This is a genomic window from Enhygromyxa salina, assembly GCF_002994635.1.
GTDB lineage: Bacteria > Myxococcota_A > Polyangia > Nannocystales > Nannocystaceae > Plesiocystis > Plesiocystis salina_B.
Genome location: NZ_PVNL01000147.1, coordinates 41,308 through 57,913 on the forward strand (window position 1 = coordinate 41,308; position 16,606 = coordinate 57,913).

A 16,606-nucleotide genomic window follows, 5' to 3' on the forward strand; every position below is an offset into this window, starting at 1 on the left:
CGACGCCGCGGAAGCTTCGCTGCGCGCACCCACGCGCTGCAGACGATGCCGACGCTAGCAGTTCGGTTGCGAGTGGCACTCGCTGAACACATATACGAAAGGTCATGAAAGTCGCACTCGAATTGCCGATCGTCTCAGCCTGCGATGCCCAACGATGTGCCTATAACGCGGCCGGGGGTTGCCACGCGCGGGCGATCAGCGTCGGCGATGGGGCCCACGCCGCTTGCGACACCTTCTTCCCCAGCAACTGTCGCGTCACATCCACCCAGGTCCAAGCTGGCGTCGGCGCGTGCACGATGAGGACGTGCCGCCACAACGTGGACTACGAGTGCACCGCGGAGGCGATCCGCGTCGGCGTGCATGCGGATCACGCCGACTGTTTGACCTTTGACCCAACCTGCTGATCTTCGACCGACGAGCCCAGCGCGAGCTCCCGCCACAGCCGGAGCTCGCCACGCGTGACGCGAACCCACAGCGCCAGCATCCCCGCCCCCGCCAGCATCGCCACAATCCCGATCAGCCCGGCCTCTGGGCCAAACGCGCCGCCGGTCACCAGCGGGTGTCCGGCCTGTGATACGTCAAACACGCGCGGTCCCATGGCGTTGCCGCTGACCGGAAAACCGAACACGTTGCCCTGGAAGAAATTCCAGCTCAGGTGCAGGCCGATCGGCAGCGCGAGCTCCCCTGTCCACAGCAGTCCCAGCGCGAGCATGCACCCCGCCAGGCCCACGTTGATCGTGGAGATCACGCTGGCGTTGGCGTTGCCAGCGTGCATCAGGCCAAACACGCTGGCGGACAGCAGCGTGGCCAGCAGCAGCGCCGTGCCAGGCCCCATGAATTTTCGGTCGGCGAAGCACAGACCCTCGGCGAGGTTGCGCAGGTGATAGCCGCGGCTGAACAGCTCCTCGTAGAAAGCCACGGCCACGAAGGTCACCAGCGGATCGATCAGCGCGACCGCAAACGACTGCCCCGGCCCGGCGCCGACGTAGTAGCCCTCGATCGTCAACCACCCGGCGCGCAGCTCGACGACGAAGATCCCGCCCATCAGCGCCGCGCCGATGCCCAGGCCCGCGCACAGATCCGCGAGCCAGATCCGGCTTGGACGCAGGCCAAATTCGCTGAGCTCGCGCCGATCCAACAGGCGCCCGGATAGCCAGGTCCCGAGCCCGACCGAGATCGCCGTGAGCACCGCGCCACCCCCCGAGAGCCCACCGGGCCCGACGAAGCCGAGGCCGCGGGTCACCGCGCTCAGCGTCCAGGCGATCGCAATCAACGTGATCGTGTGCAGCACCAGCCGCCACAGCGCGCGCGGGCGCTGGTCATCGGTGTTCCACAACAGCTCGAGCAGCCACGTCATCGATCCGGGCGCGGGTATATCCCGAGCGACAGTCGTGAACAACGCCGCGCTTCAAGGCGGTGATCCGGGCGCTCAGGGCACGACCAGGATGTCGGCCGCGGCCGCGGTGACCAGCTTCTCCGCCGTCGACCCAAGCAGATAGCGCGAGAGGTTGGACGAGCCGTGGACACCAACCACGATCACCTCGGCGAGCAAGGTCGCCGCCTGCGAGGCGATCGTGCTGGCGGGATCACCAAACAGCACAGCCTCGGTCAGCGCGTCGGGCTTGCCTCCGTGCTCGGCGAGCACGCGCTCGACGAAGCCCACGAGTCGCTCGAGCTGCTGGTCACCGAGGAGATCCAGCGCCTCGGTGGCCTCGCGCTCGTGCGCGAAGGCCCGCACATACGGCACGTAGGGCGAGTCGATCACGTGCAAGACCGAGAGCAGGCCGTCTTGCTCCTCGCGCAGCCGGGCGGCGACCAACAGCGCGCGCATGCTGTTCTGACTCCAGTCGACCGCGGCGAGCAGCCGCGTGGGCGGGGCCAGCGAGTGCGGGTTCTTGACCACGAGCAGCGGCACGTCGGCGTGACGAATCACCCGCTGCGCCGTGCGCCCGAGCAGCCGCTCGGTCGCCCCGCCGTGACCCTGGCCGCCCATCAGCGCGCCGACCACATCCGGTTCACGCAGCTGCGCGTCGATGACCGAGTGGGGGCGGCCCCGGACGATCAAACGCTTGGGCTCGAGCAGGCGCCGCGACGCCGAGTGCCTGCCACGCGCGACCGCCAGCTCGGCGCGGATCCGAGTCAGCTCGTCCGCGAGGTAGCTGTCGATCGCGTCGTTTCCTGGAACCTGCTTTTGCGCGAGCACGTTTGCGTATAGGTCGGTATCGACCACATGCAGCATCTCGATCTGCGCGTCCAGGCCAAACGGAAAACCCTGCATCGCCAGCGCGCAGGCCCGTCGCGCGTGCTGTGAGAAGTCGTAGGGAACCAGCACTCGATTCATGCTCTCATCCTACTCAGGTCGCGCGTGGCCGCGATGCCGACGCACGAATTGCGTGACATCTCAATGGCCCGATCAGTGGCCCGATCAGTCGTTCATGAGGCCGGTCGCCCACGCACGAATCACTGCGCGATCGTCTCCACTCAACCCGCGATCCGGCGGCATCTCGCCCGCGCTGACCCGCGCTTCGATCAGCGCCGCGCTGCGCTCGATCGCGTCGGCGTCTGACAGGTCCAGCAGCTCCGCGACCTCGCCGGCCTCGAAGTGACACGGGCTACACTCACGCTCGATCAGGCCGGCCACAGCGTCCGGCAAGCGCTGGCGTCCCGCGATCTCGCCGCCAGCGCGGCCCGGCGCGAGTGAGCCCAGGATCGGCTTGTACTGGGCCTGCGAGGGGACGTCCGACAAGCGCACATCCTCGACCGAATACAGCGAGCCCAAGCCGACGTCGCTCGACCACGCGTGGCACACCACGCAGTTGCTCACGTCGCTCGGCCACGGCGGCATCAGGCGCATCTCGCCCACGTACGCGTCGAAATTGCGCAGCCGCTCGGCGGCGACGTGGGCGATCAGCTCTTTCGCGCGTGTCCGCGGCTCGCGGATCACCGCCAGCTCCGCGTAGATCACTCGCGCGTCGGCCCCCCGCTCGAGCACCATGTAGCCCTCGGCGAGCTCGAACATGAAGTTCTCCCAGGTGTTGGGGCAGTGCGTTGGGTCTTTGGCGCCCGCGCGCAGGTCGGCCCACCGCGCCCGCAACACCTCGAAGTAGGCGACCGCGTCCGCGACCCGGCGCTGACGGTCGAGCGGAATATTGCCGGCAAAGAAGAACGCGAAGTTGCCGGCCAGCGCCCGCAGCTCGATGTTGTCGGGCTGCGCCTGGACCCGCGCAGCTAGCTCCGCCTCGAGCTGCCCGACCTTGCGCAGCGCCGCCAGCTTGTTGCCGTTGGTCTTCTCGCTGAGGATTCGCCCGAGCATGAAGAAGCTGTAGGCGACGAAGCTCGCGTCATCCATGGTCGCCGGATCCGCGTCGCCGAGCAGCGCCGCGTAGACCCGGACCTGCATCTGCGCCTTGGAGTCGTCGCCCGCGACCGCGCGCAGGTTGTAGAAGCGCCCGAGCGAGCGATTGAGCAGCGGGTCGTTGGGGTTGAGCGCGAACGCGGCCTCGAGATCCTGCTCGGCCCGGTCGCGCAGCCGCAGCACCCCAGCCAGCGTGAAGTCCATGTGCGCGAGGCCGGAGCGCGCGAGCGCGTCGAAATTGTTCGGCTGCGCGTCGGCCGTGGCCGCGAGCTCGGCCAGGAACGCCTCTTGCTCGCCGCTCAGATCGAGGTCGCGGCGGGTGTGTTGATCCGGGCGCTTGGGATCCTCGGAGGGGTGCCCGCGAACCTTGCCCTGGCAGCCGAGCAGCACCAGGGCGCCCGCGAGCACGAGCGCCCGATTCATCGCAGCACCACACCTGGCGCGAGGTGCAGATCGTCGATCGGCAGCGTCGCCTCGCGCGAGTGACACGCGACGCAGCCGGTCACCCCCGCGGGCCACGGCGGCAGCAGCTCGCGCGCACCCGCGTAGGTCTCGAGGTTGGCCAGTCGGTGCTGCGCGAGCGCGACGATCTGCCGACGCGGGGTCGTGTCGGCCTGATCATCGAGCGCGAGGATCTGCGCGTAGCGACCGGCCGCCGCCTCGACGTCACCATGCGCGAGCAGGCCCTCCGCCAAGAACAGCGCGAACACGCTGCGGACGTTGGGCGCCACGCCAGTGCTGCGAGCGCGGGGGCTGAGCTGGTGCCAGTGATCTTGCTGAACCTCGAGGTAGTCGATGCCCCGCACCAGCCGCTGCTCGACGCCGGTCGGGATCACCCCCGCGAAGGTCAGCTCGAAGTTGCCCGCCATCGCGCTCGCGTCGATGTCGTCGGGGTGGGTGCTCGCCCGCGCTCGCATGGCCCGCTCGAGCGCCCTGAGCTCGCGCAGCGCCGCCAAGCTGTCGCCCTCGGCGTAGTGCTCGAGCGCCCGAGCGGCGGCCGCGAAGCTCGTGAACGCGAACGCGTCGGCGTGCTGATCGTCGGTGTGCTCGAGCAGCGCGTCATACAGCTGGATCTGCAGGTCGAGCTTGCTGACGTCCAGCACCGAGCTGCGCATGTTCAAGAAGCGCGCGAGCACCCGCGCCGCCGGGACCTGCTCGGCTCGAGGATCGAGCAACCACGCGCGCTCGAGGTAGCGCTCGGCGTGCTCGCGCTGATCCACGTGGCCCTGCAGGCTCGCGCGCAGGTGAGCCATCCCCGCTCGCCACTGGTGCTCGAGCTGCTCGGGCGCTGCGTCGGCGACCTCGCGCAGCTCGGTGAGCCCGTCGAGATCGGCCAGCGCGCGACCGTGGGTGAACTGCTCGGCGGTGCGCGGTGGCGGTGGCTCGAGCTGGCCCACGCACGAGCTCGCGCCAACCACCAGCACCAGCAGGGTCAGCAGCCCAGGTCCTCGACTCACTCGCGCGCGCCTCGGCTTGGGCTGGCGTCGACTGGCAGCGAACTTCCCGGAGCCCCGCATCCTCGCCGACGGTAGCACTTTAGACGCAGGCCAGACGCTGGCGAGCTCGCGGGCCTCGACGCGTGACCCTGATCATGCAGCGTCTGCGCGCCGCGTGTACACTGCCGCGCCCCGTGAACCTTCCCTGGACCTTCGCGTGGACCCTGCACCTCGGGGCCGCCCTCTACGCGTGCAACCTCGCGGTTGGTGTGAGCGCCCAGATGTTTCACGCCAAGTTCGGCGCGGTCCACCACTGGCTCTACGGCGTCGTGTTCACCGCTGCGATCGCGGCGACCGTGCTCGCCTTCCACCCCGCGCTCCCGATCACGATCCTCGCCCTAGCGATCATGCCTCTGACCAAGCCCGGCGGCGCCGCGCACCCGGCGGTCGCAACGGCCGGGGCGCTCGGCTACCTCGGCGCCTACCTGCTCTGAATCTTTATGGAACTACGTGAAGCCATTTTGCGTCGCTCGACCACCAACGGCGCGTTCCGGCCTGACCCAGTCAGCCTCGAACATCAGCACCGCCTGATGGAGGCCGCCTCGCGAGCGCCCAGCCACTTCAATTCGCAGCCCTGGCGGTTTGTGCTGATCACCGACGACGACACGCGCGAGCGCATCTCGGAGATCGCCGGAGAGACAATGGAGGGCTTGATGGCCGGCGGAAAATTCTTCACTCGCTACCGCCGATACTTCCGCTTTTCTCAAGCTGAGATGCGAGCGCGCGCCGACGGAATTTTCATCGACAAGCTCCCGGGTCCGCTGCGTCCGTTCGTCAAGCATGTGTTCAGCGAAACTGGGCAAAAGCTCATGAACCGGCTCGGCGTGCCCAAGACCCTAGGTAACGACAACCGCAAGCTCGTCGCCGGTAGCCCGCTGATGCTGGCCGCGATGCTGAGCAAAGAAGAGTACGTCAAGGGCGAGCTGTCGGGGTTCTACAGCCTGCTCGGGCTGGGGATGGCGATCGAGAACATCTGGCTGACGACCCTCGATATCGGGATGGGCATTCAGTTCATCTCGACACCCATGGAGTTTCCCGACGCCTGGCAACAACTCAGCGAGCTGCTCGCGGTCCCCGACGATCTCGAGCTCATCGCGCTATACCGGCTTGGCTACCTGCCCGAGGACGCCAAGCGACCGAACATTGACTGGACCTCCAGCCATCGCAAGCGGCTGTCGCAGTATGTGTTTCGCGACAGCTGCCACACCCCCGAGCCCGACATCGCAATCGAGGACGCGCCTTGATGCTCAGCCGCGGGCGGACTGGCGTGTTGGCGGTCGCCAGCGCCTCGCCAGCGCACGTGATCACCCAGGCCCAGGCCAAAGCCTTCGCCAGGAGCTTCTTCGACGACTACTTCATGGGTCGTGACGGGGCCGTGATCGATCGCTTCCTCGGCGCCTACGACAACGCTGGCGTCGAGACCCGCCAGCTCGCGCGGCCCCACGATTGGTACCAGCAGCTGCACAGCTTCCCCGACAAGAACGCCGCGTACATCGAGCAAGCGGTGCCGCTGGCCCGGCGGGCCGGGGAGCTGGCGTTGCAGCGCGCGGGACTGGACCCAACCGAAGTCGGCGCGATCGTGTTCGCGAGCAGCACGGGCCTGTCCACGCCCAGCCTCGACGCGCGCCTGGTCCAGGAGCTCGGGCTAGCGCGGGACGTCGCGCGCGTGCCGTTGTGGGGCCTGGGTTGCGCGGGCGGCAGCGCTGGGCTGGCGCGGGCGCGGACCCTGGCGATGGGCCTGGGCAAGCCGGTGCTGGTGATCGCCTGCGAGCTGTGCAGCCTGACCTTCATGCACGGTGATCGACGCAGCGCCAACTTGATCGCCGTCGCGCTGTTCGGTGACGGGGCCGCGGCCGTCGTGGTCGCGCCCGAGCCCTGGTGGGACCCACAAAACCCCGCCTGTGGCCCCGAGCTGCTCGGCGGCTACTCGCGGCTGCTCGATGACAGCGAAGACATCATGGGCTGGGATCTGGCCGACGAGGGCCTGCGCGTGCGCTTCTCGCCGACGATCCCCGGCCTCGTGATTCAGCACGGCCCGCAGCTGGTCGCCGACGCGGCGGGTGTGATTGGGCTGGGCGCCGAGCAGCTGAAGCACCTGGTGTTTCATCCGGGCGGACGCAAGGTGCTCGACGCTTATGATCAAGCGCTCGGGCTCGAGCCCGACCGCCTGCGCCACGCTCGTGCGGTGCTGCGCGAGCACGGCAACATGTCGAGCCCGACCGTGCTGTTCGTGTTCGAGCGGTTCTTGGCGGATCCTCAGACCAGGTCCAACCAGCCCGGCCTGCTGCTAGGTCTGGGCCCAGGCTTTTGCGCAGAGGGGGTGCTATTTCGATGGTGAGCCCAACATTGATCTTTCTTGGCGTGTTGCTGGCCGGGATCGGCGGTCAGCGGATCTCAGAGCTGCGCCTGGCCAAGCGCAACCTCGAGTGGGCGCTGGAGAATGGTGGGCGGCTGGTGGACGAGCCGCACTACTGGATGTTCTTCGTGCTCCACACGGCGTGGCTGCTGGCCTGGCCAACGGAGGCGTGGCTGCGCGGGCCCGAGCGCGCGGAGTACTGGTGGGTGTTCCTCGTTGGGTTTGGGCTGGCGGAGGCGCTGCGTTACTGGGCGATCGCCAGCCTCGGTAAGCGCTGGAACACCAAGATCGTCGTGATGGACGAGCAGCCGCTGGTCGAGCGCGGGCCGTACCGATTCTTGTCGCACCCGAACTATCTCGCGGTTGCGATGGAGCTGGTGTGCGTGCCGTTGATCTCGAACGCGTGGATCACCGCTGCCGTGTGTACGGTGCTCAACGCGGCGCTGCTGTTGGGGCTGCGGATCCCCGCCGAGAATGCTGCGCTGCGCGAGGCGAGCGAGACCGCCTGCGACGGTGACTCAGTCCGGGGCGCTGGTGGAACCGAGTAGACCCGTCGCGCGGATCGGCAGCCTCACGGGGCCCCGCACCGTCGGCGACAGGTTCCACTGAAGCTCGGTCGCATCCAGCTCAAACCCAGCAAAGCGGGCGATCAACGCCTCGATCCCCACCCGCGCCTCGAGCCGAGCCAGCGCGGCACCAAGGCAAAAGTGAACCCCGTGGCCGAACGCGAGCGAGGTGGTCCCCTCGCGGCGCAGATCAAAGCGCTCGGGATCCTCGAACTCGCTCGGATCCCGCCCGGACGCGCCGATCAACATCATCACCATGGCCCCGGCCTCGATCCTGGTCCCGCCGATCTCCACGGCGCGCGTGGTGACGCGCACGACCGACTGCACCGAGGTGTCGTGACGCAGCAGCTCCTCGATGAAGCCCGGGATCAACGAGGGGTCGCTGCGCAGCGCCGCGTAGTCGCTGGGCCGCTCGATGAAGGCGAGCATGGCGTTGGCCAGCAGGTGCCGGGTGGTCTCAAACCCGGCCGGCAGCAGGATGAACATCATGCCGAGGATGTCGGCGTCGCTCAGGGTGTCGCCGTCGATCTCGGCGTGGAGCAGCGTCGTGACAATGTCGTCCTGCGGGTCCGCACGGCGAGCAGCGATCACGTCGCAGAGATAGCGCTCCATCTCGGCGATGGTCGAGCGGATCGCGTCGGCGAACGCCTGCGGTGGCTCGAGCGGGGTGATGGAAGTGATGTGATCCGACCAGGTCTCGAACCGCTGATGCAGCGCTGGATCGAGCCCCAAGATCTCGGCGATGACGCTCGCAGGGAACGGGGTGGCGAACGCACTGATGAAGTCGAGCCGCTCGCGCCCACGCATGGCCTCGGCGAATTCGGTCGCCAGCTGAGTGACGCGGGGCCCGAGCGCCGCGATGCTCTTGGGCGTGAACGCCTTGGTGACGAGCGCGCGGAGCTTGCTGTGCTCGGGGCCGTCCTTGGCCAGGATCGAGTCCGCGACCGGGCTGTGCGGCAACCACGCTGGGCGCAGGATCGCCTCGAAGGCGGTCGACGTGAACAGCTCGGGGTGACGCAGGACATACTGCACGTCGGCGTACCGGGTGACCGCCCACGCACCGATCGGCCCGACCTGCTGGACCGGCGCGTCGCGCAGCGCTGCGTACGTCGGGTAGGGATCACGGCGGACGGCAGGATCGAACAGGTTGATCGGGTGCGTCATCGCGCTAAACCATACACTGGCGCGCAAGCTCTCTTGGGACAGCGATGAGCGAAAAAGAATTCTTCTATCAACGGGTGCTGGGCGCGCCAGGGCAAGAGCGTTTTTTTGCCACCGAGTTCACGCGCGGTCCGTGGAGTAACGATCATCAGCACGGCGGGCCACCCACCGCGTTGCTGGCCCGCGCCGTCGAGCGAGAGGGCGCCCGCGCGGGTGAGATGTTCGTGACCCGCATGACCTTCGAGCTGCTGCGGCCGATCCCGATCAGCGCCCCGCTCGAGGTCGTCACCGAGGTCCTCGCGGAGGGTCGCAGCGTGCACCGGATCGCGGCCGCGCTGGTGTCTGGGGATCAGCAGCTGGCCGTCGGTGTGGCGGTCCGGATCCGCGTGCAGGAGCTGGCGGTCCCCACGTTCGCGCACGGCGACGCGGCGCTGCGACCACCCGATCAGTGTCGAGCCTTCGAGTTCCCGTTCTTTCACCACGCCGTCGGCTATCACACCGCGATGGAAGTGCGCCTCGCCGACGGCGAGTTTGGCACCGGCAACATGGCCGCGTGGATCCGACCGCGCTGTGACTTGATCGAGGGCGAGGAGACCACGCCGCTGCAGCGGATCATGATCTGCGCCGACGCGGGCCACGGGGTCGGGACCGCCCTCGACACCTCTGCGTGGAGCTTCGTGAACCCGGATCTCAGCGTGCACTTGCACAGGCTGCCAACGGGCGGCGCCGGCGAGTGGCTGGGCATGCACGCGCGGACCTGGTCGACGCCGCTGGGCTTTGGCATGTGTCAGACCCAGCTCAGCGACCGGCACGGGCCGCTCGGCGTGGGCATCCAGAGCCAGGTCATCTCCAAGCTACGCGATCACTGAGCGCGATCGTCGATCCGCTCGAGCTCCGCCGAGTTCTTGTCGTTCTCGTGGACCTCGACCTTGGCGACCCAGGCTCGGCCGTTCGTCTTGTCCCTGATCAGCGCGTCGACGTGCTCGAACACCAGCGCGGCCGTGCCCTCCATCGTCACCGAGGGGACCACGCGGAGGTCACACAGCTTGCGGGCCTCCATCTCACGAAAGAACGCCAGCTCGGGGTCGTGCTCGCCGATCAGCAGGGTGTGATCGTACATGTGCTCGAGCCACTGCCTCACGTCTTTGAGGGCCGCGAAGTCGACCACGAAGTTGTGCTCGTCTAGCTCGGAAGCTTCAAAGTAGAACTTGAAGCTGCGCGAGTAGCCGTGGACGAACCGGCAGTGGCCCGGGTGCGAGTGCAGGCGATGGGCGCACGGCAGATTGGTGAACGTCTTGGTCGACCGGTAGCGCATCTGCTCGCCGACACTACCAGGGTGTGTTCGGGCTCTGAGTGGATTTTCCTGCGTCCGTGGGGGGGCACGGCGTGCGGAAAATCTAGCGGCGGCGAGAGCGAGCCCAACTTCGCCGCGTCGTTCACATCGAGCGCCGCCCGCAGCTCTGCTGCGCTGAGGAACTCCGGCCAGGTCATGAATCGGCCTCACGTTCGATGCCCTCGAACTTCCAGCGCGAAGCAAAACCCTCATTGGTGAAGGCCGATACCCCACGAAAGGGCGGCCGTGCCCGCCGCGCGACGCATGCGCCAGCTCGAGGGTATTGATCGGATCGTCCGAGAACACCAGCGGTCGCGCCACCTGGCTCTCACAGCTAAGATGACCCAGGCCGCGAGCAGGCGTTGTGGGCGAGCGCTTCACTTTTGATTGACGGCGGCCGGCTCGGCGTGCATTTGTGCTGACATGAATGTCGCCAAGTTCACCCTTCCGGCCCTGCTCATGACCGTCACCTTGCTCGCGCCACTGCGCGCGTCGGCGTCGAATTATCCGCCCGACTACGACGTGTGCGGACCCGACGAGTACGCCTACGCCGGGCCGTTCGAGCTGATCCTCGACACGGTCGACATGAAGGACCACGCGCAGCTGACCGTGGCCTACGACGGCTATCTACGGGATCTCTACGCGGACGAGGACATCAATATCTACATCTCGCTCAACGGCCACGACGCGTTCATCGGCGCGAGCGCGGGGGTCAATGACGACGCCTACATCTTCCTCGACTCGGGGCCGCGCAACTGCGTGTGGTGTGCGACCAACTACTCCGGCAATCCCTCGGCGTGCGATGGCTTCGAGCCGCAGTACGACTCGAGCGGCGGCTGGGTCTGCCAAGCTCCTTCGAGCCTCGAAGAGCACATGTTCTTTTGGGCGTTTGATGCGTGGGGGGATCGCAACGCGTGGGACATCTACGTCGCGGCCGAGGCCAACGGCGCGTGGGACAGCAACTGGGGGAACAACTACTACGCGCGCTTCGAAGCGGACCACAGCTGCTACTGACGACCGATCGCGCTCGCGAATCATGGTGATCTCAGGGCAGCCCCATCAGCGCCGCTTCTAGGGGGACAAAGCGCTCGCCGTCGAGACGAAAGACGCCGGAGGTGGTGCCGAACCACAGGTTGCCGCTGCGATCCTCGCTGATGCTCGGGATCCCGCCGTCGCTCAGACCATCCTTGCCGGAGAAGTACCGGAACGACTCGCCGTCGTAGCGATAGACGCCGCCCCCCGCAGCTGACACGCCAAACCAGACGTTGCCCGCCTGATCCTCATGAATCGCCATGTATCGGCCCCAGCCCGTGTGCTTCGAGAAGGTGGCGCTTCGCAGGTGCGTGGTGAAGGTGCTGCCGTCGTAGCGGCTCACACCGCCATCCGACGTACCGAACCAGAAATCACCTCGGCGGTCTTGCATGATCGTGCAGACACGATCGCTGGACAGCCCGTCATGCGCCTTGGTGTAGACGGTCATGGTCGTCCCGTCGTCCTTCACCACGCCGGCGCCGTCCGTGCCGAACCACAGCGCGCCATCCCGGTCTTCGTAGATGTCGTAGACCATCTTTGGGGCGAACTCGGAGGCCGACTTCGAACCCACGACCGGCAGCGGGAACGCGACGAAGCGCGTACCGTCATGGCGGAACACACCGGCCACGGTGCTGATCCACAGGGCGCCGCTTCGGTCCAAGAGCACATCCCACACGTCGCGATGGTCCCCGTCGCTGGTGAAGGTGTGCGTAACCGGCGTGTCCCCATAGTCCGTGAGCGTGATGAAGGATTCACCGTCGTACCTGGACACGCCGCCGGTCGTGCCGAACCACAGCACGCCCTCGTCGTCCTCCGCGATCGATCGAACCGAGTCGCCGCCGAGGCCATCCTCCGGCGTGAAGCGGACAAACGCCTCGCCATCGTACATCACGAGCCCCGACAGCACGGTCGTGAACCACAGGCGGCCTTTGTGATCCTCGTACGGGGCACCAGGGTACTGCGAGAGCTCGCTCGGAACCACCTGAGCCGTCGAGGCGACGTCGGGCTGTGACGAGCGGACGTCGTGTTTCTCGGGCTCCGCTGCAGCGCAGGCGCACGAGCCGACGCAGAGGGGCAACAGGCAAAGGGCCATGGCGAAGAGCGTGGAACGTAACGGCATGGTCGGGGGAGTCCGCTCGAGCGGACGACCGCCAAGCTACCCGATCAGACGCAGGGCATTGGTCACGGCCATGTAACAGGCCTCAGCCTCGCGTCACGAACCGGGCTCACGCACAAGTCGTCGAGTCGTACCGGAGTTCGAGCGCTACCCCATGTTGCGCACCGCCGTCGCTGCCCCGGACCCGCCCCAGAAGTGCCCCGAATCGCGGCGAGCAGGCGACCGGAGTCAGCGCGCATCTCTTGGTTCTACTCCCCCGCCGGCTCAGCTAATCCAGCCAACGCCACGCTCGGCGACCTCCCGCGCGCGAGCGAGCAGCTCGGGCGGCCACGGCTCTTCGATCAGCCGATACACCGCGTGGTCAAACGGCTCGCCCGGCGCCGGCGTGTGCAGCTCCAGCCGCTCGCGTCGACCCTCGCGCAGCAGCTCGAGCGCGCGGTGGTGGCAGTAGGGGTTATTGCCGCGGCGGCCAAACAAGACGTGCCCCGTCCACGTGCAGCCGGCCTTGCAGTCTCGCGCGTAGTAGCAAGTCGCGCAGCGGCCCCACAGCTCGTCGACCTGGCGCTCACGGTTGAAGCGCAGCGCGTCGGCCCGCTCCCAGATCTCGCGCAGCGAGTGCTCACGCACGTTGCCGCCGACGTACTCGTTGCTCGGCAGCGATGGGCAGCCCTTGATGTCGCCGTTGGCCTCGATCCCGAGCGTGCGCGTACCAGCTTCACAGCCGGTCTGGTGGAGATCTTGGTGATCCCAGCGCAGCAGCTGCTCGTAGGGGCCGAAGTAGCCGATGTTGCTGCCCGGCCACAGGCGGATCCCCAGCTGCTCGCAGCGATGCGCGAGCCGGGCGACGAGCGGCATCAGCTCGAGCATCTGCCAGGGCTGCAACAACAGCTCGGGGTGGTCGGCGGCGCGGCCCATGGCGACCGTGATCTGGACCTGCCAGCTGTGGATCTCGCGGGTCGTGAGCTGCTCGAGCAGCGGCTCGATCTCACGCAAGTTGTAGCCGTTGAGCTGGGTGTTGACCGAGCGCGGGATCCCGGCGGCGCGCAGGTGATCGAGCGCGCGCAGGGCCGCGTCGTGGCTGCCGGTCAGCGCGCGCTGATGATCGTGCGCCTCGGCGAGCCCGTCGATCGAGACCGACACGCTCTCGATCCCGGCGCGCTTGGCCAGCTCGACCCGCTCGGCCGTGAGCCCGCGCCCACCGGTCGTCATCGTGCAGCGGATCCCCGCGTGGACGAGGGCCGCCGCGATCAGGTGCCAGTCGTCGCGCAGGTACGCCTCACCACCGATGATCGTGGCCTCTTCGACGCCGAGGGCCGCCATCTGAGTGACGAGATCCAGGGCCTCCTCGGTGTCGAGCTCGTCGGGGCGCGCCCGACCGGCCCGGCTGCCACAGTGCCGACAGGCGAGGTCGCAGCGCAAGGTGATCTCCCAGACGGCGTACTCGGGCCGCACGGCGTCGCAGCTGCGCACGCTCGGCGCGAGCGGCAGGCGGACGCGCGCACGCGGTGACGCGCCTGCGATCGGAAGCGAGCTGCGGGACATGAGCGGCAGGTCTAGCTTGCTAGGGCGCCGGCGGGGCGCCGTACTTTTTCTGAGGGCGCGGCGCGCCGTACTTGGGCTTGGCCGGCGGCGGCTGGATTGTCGGCGGCTCGTCTGTCGAGGCGCCCTCGTCGGTGCCCGTGGTCTCCTCCGCGCCCGTCGTCTCCTCTGCGCCTGTCGTCTCTTCCCCGTCCGTCGGCTCCTCCGCGTCTGTGGTCTCCTCCGCACCAGTGATCGGCGCCTCCGGCTGCGGCTCGACGACCTCGGGCTCGGCCTTCGCGGGCTCGGCCTTCGCGGGCGCGACCTCGGCCGGCGTCGTCGGGCTGTTGCAGGCCGTGAGACACAGACCGAACAGCACCAGTGAGAGTCGGGCAGGCGCGCCGCTGATCAGCGCAGCGCGACCACAAAATGGACAGTCACGGTCACCGGTCCGCACGTGGCGACCGCAGCTCGGGCAGGGGATCAGACGCGCCATCTTTCCCATCGTACCAACGCTTTGTGGCGCGCGTCACAACTCATCGCCCCAGCCCTCGTCGAGCCGGCGCGCGACCAATAGGGCGGTCTCGTGGGCGGTACGGCGGATCTCGAGCATCTCCAGACCGTAGCGAGGCAGCAGCTCGCCGAGCTTCTCGGGCACGACGATCCGATGTCCCTGGGCAGCGAAGCCCGCGCGCGTGAGCTCGTCGGGGTCGGCGATCCCCACCACCAAACGCCCGCCGGGGACCAAGACCCGGGCCAGCTCGCGCATGGCGTCGTCGACGTCGGTCCAAAACGGGATCGTGTTGAGGCTCATGACCGCGTCGTAGCTGGCGTCGCCGAGCGGCAGCGACTCGACGTAGGCCTTCTCGACCCGCAGCCGACCTTGCAGCCGGGGCACGATGAAGCGCCGCTTGGCCCGGGCCAGCATCTCGTCCGAGGTCTCGAGCGCGAACACGTGGCCGAGCTTGGTGACCGCCCGCAGCAACAGCGGGATCGACAGTCCGCCACCAAACCCGACCTCGACCACGCGCTGACCGGGGCGCAGATCCAGAGCCGAGATGCCGCCGAGGATGGTACGCGCGTTGACACCGTTGAGTAACATCGCGGTGATCGGCGCGAACCTGCCCTTCGGTCGGCTGAGCTGATCGATCAGAAACGACGGCATCGCCATGCCCAGATGGTAGCGCCGAGCCATGGCGCTGGCGCCTCGCGCCAATGCCGCGGTCTGACGCGGCGTGTCCCCGCGGGAGTCGAGCGTCTACACTCCCACCTCTCACGCGATCGCTCGCGTACCCGCGCCTTCGAGCGGGGCCACACCAGCCGACCATCGTGCCCACGTTCGACGAGCTCCCCGACGATCACCCGCTCAAGAACGAACGGGCCAAGCGACGCGCGCTGGCAACCGTCGCGTTCACGCTGTTCTTGGACCTCATGGGGTTCGGGATCATCCTGCCGATCCTGCCCTTCTATGCAGAGTCGATGCACGCGAGCGCGACCATGGTCGCGCTGCTGTCGACCGCGTTCTCGGCCGCGCAGTTCGTGATGTCACCGGTGCTCGGGGGCATCAGCGATCGCTACGGTCGACGCCCCGTGATGTTGGTGTCGATCGCCGGCTCAGCCGTCGCTGCGCTGGTCCTGGGGTTCGCCCACGCGCTGTGGCTGGTGTTCCTCGCCCGGATCGTCGCGGGCTCGTCCAAGGCCAACATGTCGACGGCCCACGCCTACGTCGCGGATCTGATCCCGCCGGATCAGCGCGCCAAGTACATGGGCCGGATGGGCGCGGCGATGGGCATGGGCTTCGTGTTTGGTCCCGGGATCGGCGGGCTGCTCGGGCAGGTGTTCACCGAGCTCCCGTTCTTCGTGTCGGCGGCGCTGTCACTGGTCAACTTGATCATGGCGGCGCTGTGGCTGCCCGAGACCCACTTTCGCGACGTCAAGGACAGCGGCGATCATGTGCCCGCGACCAGCCAGACCAACCTGCAGGTTCGGGCCAAGCTGCTGAGCGCCGAGGGTCTGTCCCGCGCGGTCCGCAGCGTCCGCGGCACGCACATGGCGTGGCTCGTCGCCATCGTGTTTTGTTTCTACCTGTCGTTCTCCGCGATGGAGTCGACAATGGCGCTGTTCGGCGAGCAGGTGTTCGGCTGGGGCTATGGCGAGACTGGGCTATTCATGACCTACATTGGCGTGAACATGGTCGTGTTTCAGGGCCTGGTCGTCGGCCGCGCGGTCACGCGATTTGGCGAGGGCGGGACCCTCTCGATCGGCTTGATCATGGTCGCGGCCGCGCTGATCCTGCTCGGTGGCGTCGACCACTTCTCGCGGTGGCTGGGGTTCTCGCTGGTCGACGCCGAAGGGGCCACGAGCGTGGCCGCGCTGGGGTTCTACGCGGTCGGCGGCCTGTTGCTCGCGGGCGGCAACGGGTTCACGAGCGCGACCACGAGCTCGCTGGTCTCGCGGATCTCGAGCCGCGAGGAGCAGGGCTGGAACATGGGCGTGAAAGAGTCGGCGTCCTCGCTCGCGCGGGTCACGGGACCGATGGTCGGCGGTCCTCTGTTTCAGCATGTCGACCCTGGCGCGCCGATGGTCGCGGGTGGCGTGATCGCGCTGATCACGTTCAAGGTCTCGCTGTTGTTGCGTTCGCGCCTCAAGCGAGACGGGTTACAGTAGGCGCG

General features: G+C 67.9%; 18 protein-coding genes. 8 read left to right on the top strand and 10 right to left on the bottom strand.

The window, feature by feature from the left end:
• The first annotated feature begins 104 nt into the window (after positions 1–104).
• Positions 105–404, top strand: a complete 300-nt coding sequence (locus ENSA7_RS39995) for a DUF1540 domain-containing protein (protein ID WP_106094705.1) — start codon at positions 105–107, stop codon at positions 402–404.
• Here the strand turns inward: ENSA7_RS39995 and ENSA7_RS40000 are convergent.
• The 4 genes from ENSA7_RS40000 to ENSA7_RS40015 form a co-directional block, all read right to left on the bottom strand.
• On the bottom strand, positions 368–1,357 hold the full coding sequence (locus ENSA7_RS40000; protein WP_106094706.1) for a CPBP family intramembrane glutamic endopeptidase: 990 nt from the start codon (positions 1,355–1,357) through the stop codon (positions 368–370). The two genes, ENSA7_RS39995 and ENSA7_RS40000, sit on opposite strands and share 37 nt — an antisense overlap.
• 72 nt (positions 1,358–1,429) lie before the next feature.
• Positions 1,430–2,341, bottom strand: coding sequence for a universal stress protein (locus ENSA7_RS40005; protein WP_106094707.1), 912 nt, complete (start codon positions 2,339–2,341; stop codon positions 1,430–1,432).
• Positions 2,342–2,425: 84 nt separating this feature from the next.
• Positions 2,426–3,778 carry a hypothetical protein gene (locus tag ENSA7_RS40010; RefSeq protein WP_106094708.1) on the bottom strand — a complete coding sequence of 451 codons (1,353 nt, stop codon included), beginning with the start codon at positions 3,776–3,778 and terminating at the stop codon, positions 2,426–2,428.
• Positions 3,775–4,812, bottom strand: a complete 1,038-nt coding sequence (locus ENSA7_RS40015) for a hypothetical protein (protein ID WP_106094709.1) — start codon at positions 4,810–4,812, stop codon at positions 3,775–3,777. Before ENSA7_RS40015 ends, ENSA7_RS40010 begins: the two co-directional genes overlap by 4 nt.
• Positions 4,813–4,985: 173 nt before the next feature.
• Between ENSA7_RS40015 and ENSA7_RS40020 the strand changes: the two genes are divergently transcribed.
• From ENSA7_RS40020 to ENSA7_RS40035, 4 genes are read left to right on the top strand one after another with little or no spacing between them, the layout of a single operon-like run.
• Complete coding sequence (locus ENSA7_RS40020) at positions 4,986–5,285, top strand: hypothetical protein (RefSeq protein ID WP_146158699.1); 300 nt, start codon at positions 4,986–4,988, stop codon at positions 5,283–5,285.
• A gap of 6 nt (positions 5,286–5,291) precedes the next feature.
• Positions 5,292–6,095: a nitroreductase family protein gene (locus ENSA7_RS40025; protein ID WP_106094711.1), complete on the top strand. Its 804-nt coding sequence runs from the start codon at positions 5,292–5,294 to the stop codon at positions 6,093–6,095.
• Positions 6,095–7,189, top strand: coding sequence for a type III polyketide synthase (locus ENSA7_RS40030; protein WP_106094712.1), 1,095 nt, complete (start codon positions 6,095–6,097; stop codon positions 7,187–7,189). Before ENSA7_RS40025 ends, ENSA7_RS40030 begins: the two co-directional genes overlap by 1 nt.
• Entirely contained in the window at positions 7,183–7,755 is a 573-nt protein-coding gene (locus ENSA7_RS40035; RefSeq protein WP_106094713.1) for an isoprenylcysteine carboxyl methyltransferase family protein, read from the top strand. The genes ENSA7_RS40030 and ENSA7_RS40035 overlap by 7 nt, the downstream gene beginning before the upstream one ends.
• Here the strand turns inward: ENSA7_RS40035 and ENSA7_RS40040 are convergent.
• The gene (locus ENSA7_RS40040; RefSeq protein WP_106094714.1) at positions 7,726–8,937 is read right to left on the bottom strand and encodes a cytochrome P450; all 1,212 of its coding nucleotides are present in this window, start codon (positions 8,935–8,937) and stop codon (positions 7,726–7,728) included. The genes ENSA7_RS40035 and ENSA7_RS40040 overlap by 30 nt on opposite strands.
• 44 nt (positions 8,938–8,981) lie before the next feature.
• Here ENSA7_RS40040 and ENSA7_RS40045 point away from each other — a divergent pair, with 44 nt between their 5' ends.
• Positions 8,982–9,803, top strand: coding sequence for a thioesterase family protein (locus tag ENSA7_RS40045; protein WP_106094715.1), 822 nt, complete (start codon positions 8,982–8,984; stop codon positions 9,801–9,803).
• Here the strand turns inward: ENSA7_RS40045 and ENSA7_RS40050 are convergent.
• A complete protein-coding gene (locus ENSA7_RS40050; protein WP_106094716.1) occupies positions 9,797–10,249 on the bottom strand; it encodes a 6-pyruvoyl trahydropterin synthase family protein in 453 nt (150 codons plus the stop codon). The two genes, ENSA7_RS40045 and ENSA7_RS40050, sit on opposite strands and share 7 nt — an antisense overlap.
• Before the next feature lie 441 nt (positions 10,250–10,690).
• Here ENSA7_RS40050 and ENSA7_RS40055 point away from each other — a divergent pair, with 441 nt between their 5' ends.
• Positions 10,691–11,281, top strand: coding sequence for a hypothetical protein (locus ENSA7_RS40055; protein WP_106094717.1), 591 nt, complete (start codon positions 10,691–10,693; stop codon positions 11,279–11,281).
• 31 nt (positions 11,282–11,312) lie between these two features.
• Here ENSA7_RS40055 and ENSA7_RS40060 read toward each other — a convergent pair whose 3' ends face one another.
• From ENSA7_RS40060 to ENSA7_RS40075, 4 genes are all read right to left on the bottom strand, one after another.
• On the bottom strand, positions 11,313–12,392 hold the full coding sequence (locus ENSA7_RS40060) for a ligand-binding sensor domain-containing protein (protein WP_181234592.1): 1,080 nt from the start codon (positions 12,390–12,392) through the stop codon (positions 11,313–11,315).
• Between the two features lie 288 nt (positions 12,393–12,680).
• Positions 12,681–13,958, bottom strand: coding sequence for a radical SAM/SPASM domain-containing protein (locus ENSA7_RS40065; protein ID WP_106094719.1), 1,278 nt, complete (start codon positions 13,956–13,958; stop codon positions 12,681–12,683).
• Between the two features lie 19 nt (positions 13,959–13,977).
• Positions 13,978–14,430, bottom strand: a complete 453-nt coding sequence (locus ENSA7_RS44790; RefSeq protein ID WP_181234593.1) for a hypothetical protein — start codon at positions 14,428–14,430, stop codon at positions 13,978–13,980.
• Between the two features lie 33 nt (positions 14,431–14,463).
• Positions 14,464–15,105, bottom strand: a complete 642-nt coding sequence (locus ENSA7_RS40075) for a class I SAM-dependent methyltransferase (RefSeq protein ID WP_181234594.1) — start codon at positions 15,103–15,105, stop codon at positions 14,464–14,466.
• Between the two features lie 158 nt (positions 15,106–15,263).
• Between ENSA7_RS40075 and ENSA7_RS40080 the strand changes: the two genes are divergently transcribed.
• A complete protein-coding gene (locus ENSA7_RS40080) occupies positions 15,264–16,601 on the top strand; it encodes an MFS transporter (RefSeq protein ID WP_181234595.1) in 1,338 nt (445 codons plus the stop codon).
• The last annotated feature ends 5 nt before the right edge of the window (positions 16,602–16,606 follow it).

Excerpts from the sequence above, each read along its gene's own strand:
- ENSA7_RS39995 (WP_106094705.1), top strand. The coding sequence starts at position 105 with ATGAAAGTCGCACTCGAATTGCCGATCGTCTCAGCCTGCGATGCCCAA.
- ENSA7_RS40000 (WP_106094706.1), bottom strand. The coding sequence starts at position 1,357 with ATGACGTGGCTGCTCGAGCTGTTGTGGAACACCGATGACCAGCGCCCG.
- ENSA7_RS40005 (WP_106094707.1), bottom strand. The coding sequence starts at position 2,341 with ATGAATCGAGTGCTGGTTCCCTACGACTTCTCACAGCACGCGCGACGG.
- ENSA7_RS40010 (WP_106094708.1), bottom strand. The coding sequence starts at position 3,778 with ATGAATCGGGCGCTCGTGCTCGCGGGCGCCCTGGTGCTGCTCGGCTGC.
- ENSA7_RS40025 (WP_106094711.1), top strand. The coding sequence starts at position 5,292 with ATGGAACTACGTGAAGCCATTTTGCGTCGCTCGACCACCAACGGCGCG.
- ENSA7_RS40030 (WP_106094712.1), top strand. The coding sequence starts at position 6,095 with ATGCTCAGCCGCGGGCGGACTGGCGTGTTGGCGGTCGCCAGCGCCTCG.
- ENSA7_RS40035 (WP_106094713.1), top strand. The coding sequence starts at position 7,183 with ATGGTGAGCCCAACATTGATCTTTCTTGGCGTGTTGCTGGCCGGGATC.
- ENSA7_RS40040 (WP_106094714.1), bottom strand. The coding sequence starts at position 8,937 with ATGACGCACCCGATCAACCTGTTCGATCCTGCCGTCCGCCGTGATCCC.
- ENSA7_RS40045 (WP_106094715.1), top strand. The coding sequence starts at position 8,982 with ATGAGCGAAAAAGAATTCTTCTATCAACGGGTGCTGGGCGCGCCAGGG.
- ENSA7_RS40050 (WP_106094716.1), bottom strand. The coding sequence starts at position 10,249 with ATGCGCTACCGGTCGACCAAGACGTTCACCAATCTGCCGTGCGCCCAT.
- ENSA7_RS40055 (WP_106094717.1), top strand. The coding sequence starts at position 10,691 with ATGAATGTCGCCAAGTTCACCCTTCCGGCCCTGCTCATGACCGTCACC.
- ENSA7_RS40060 (WP_181234592.1), bottom strand. The coding sequence starts at position 12,392 with ATGGCCCTTTGCCTGTTGCCCCTCTGCGTCGGCTCGTGCGCCTGCGCT.
- ENSA7_RS40065 (WP_106094719.1), bottom strand. The coding sequence starts at position 13,958 with ATGTCCCGCAGCTCGCTTCCGATCGCAGGCGCGTCACCGCGTGCGCGC.
- ENSA7_RS44790 (WP_181234593.1), bottom strand. The coding sequence starts at position 14,430 with ATGGCGCGTCTGATCCCCTGCCCGAGCTGCGGTCGCCACGTGCGGACC.
- ENSA7_RS40075 (WP_181234594.1), bottom strand. The coding sequence starts at position 15,105 with ATGGCGATGCCGTCGTTTCTGATCGATCAGCTCAGCCGACCGAAGGGC.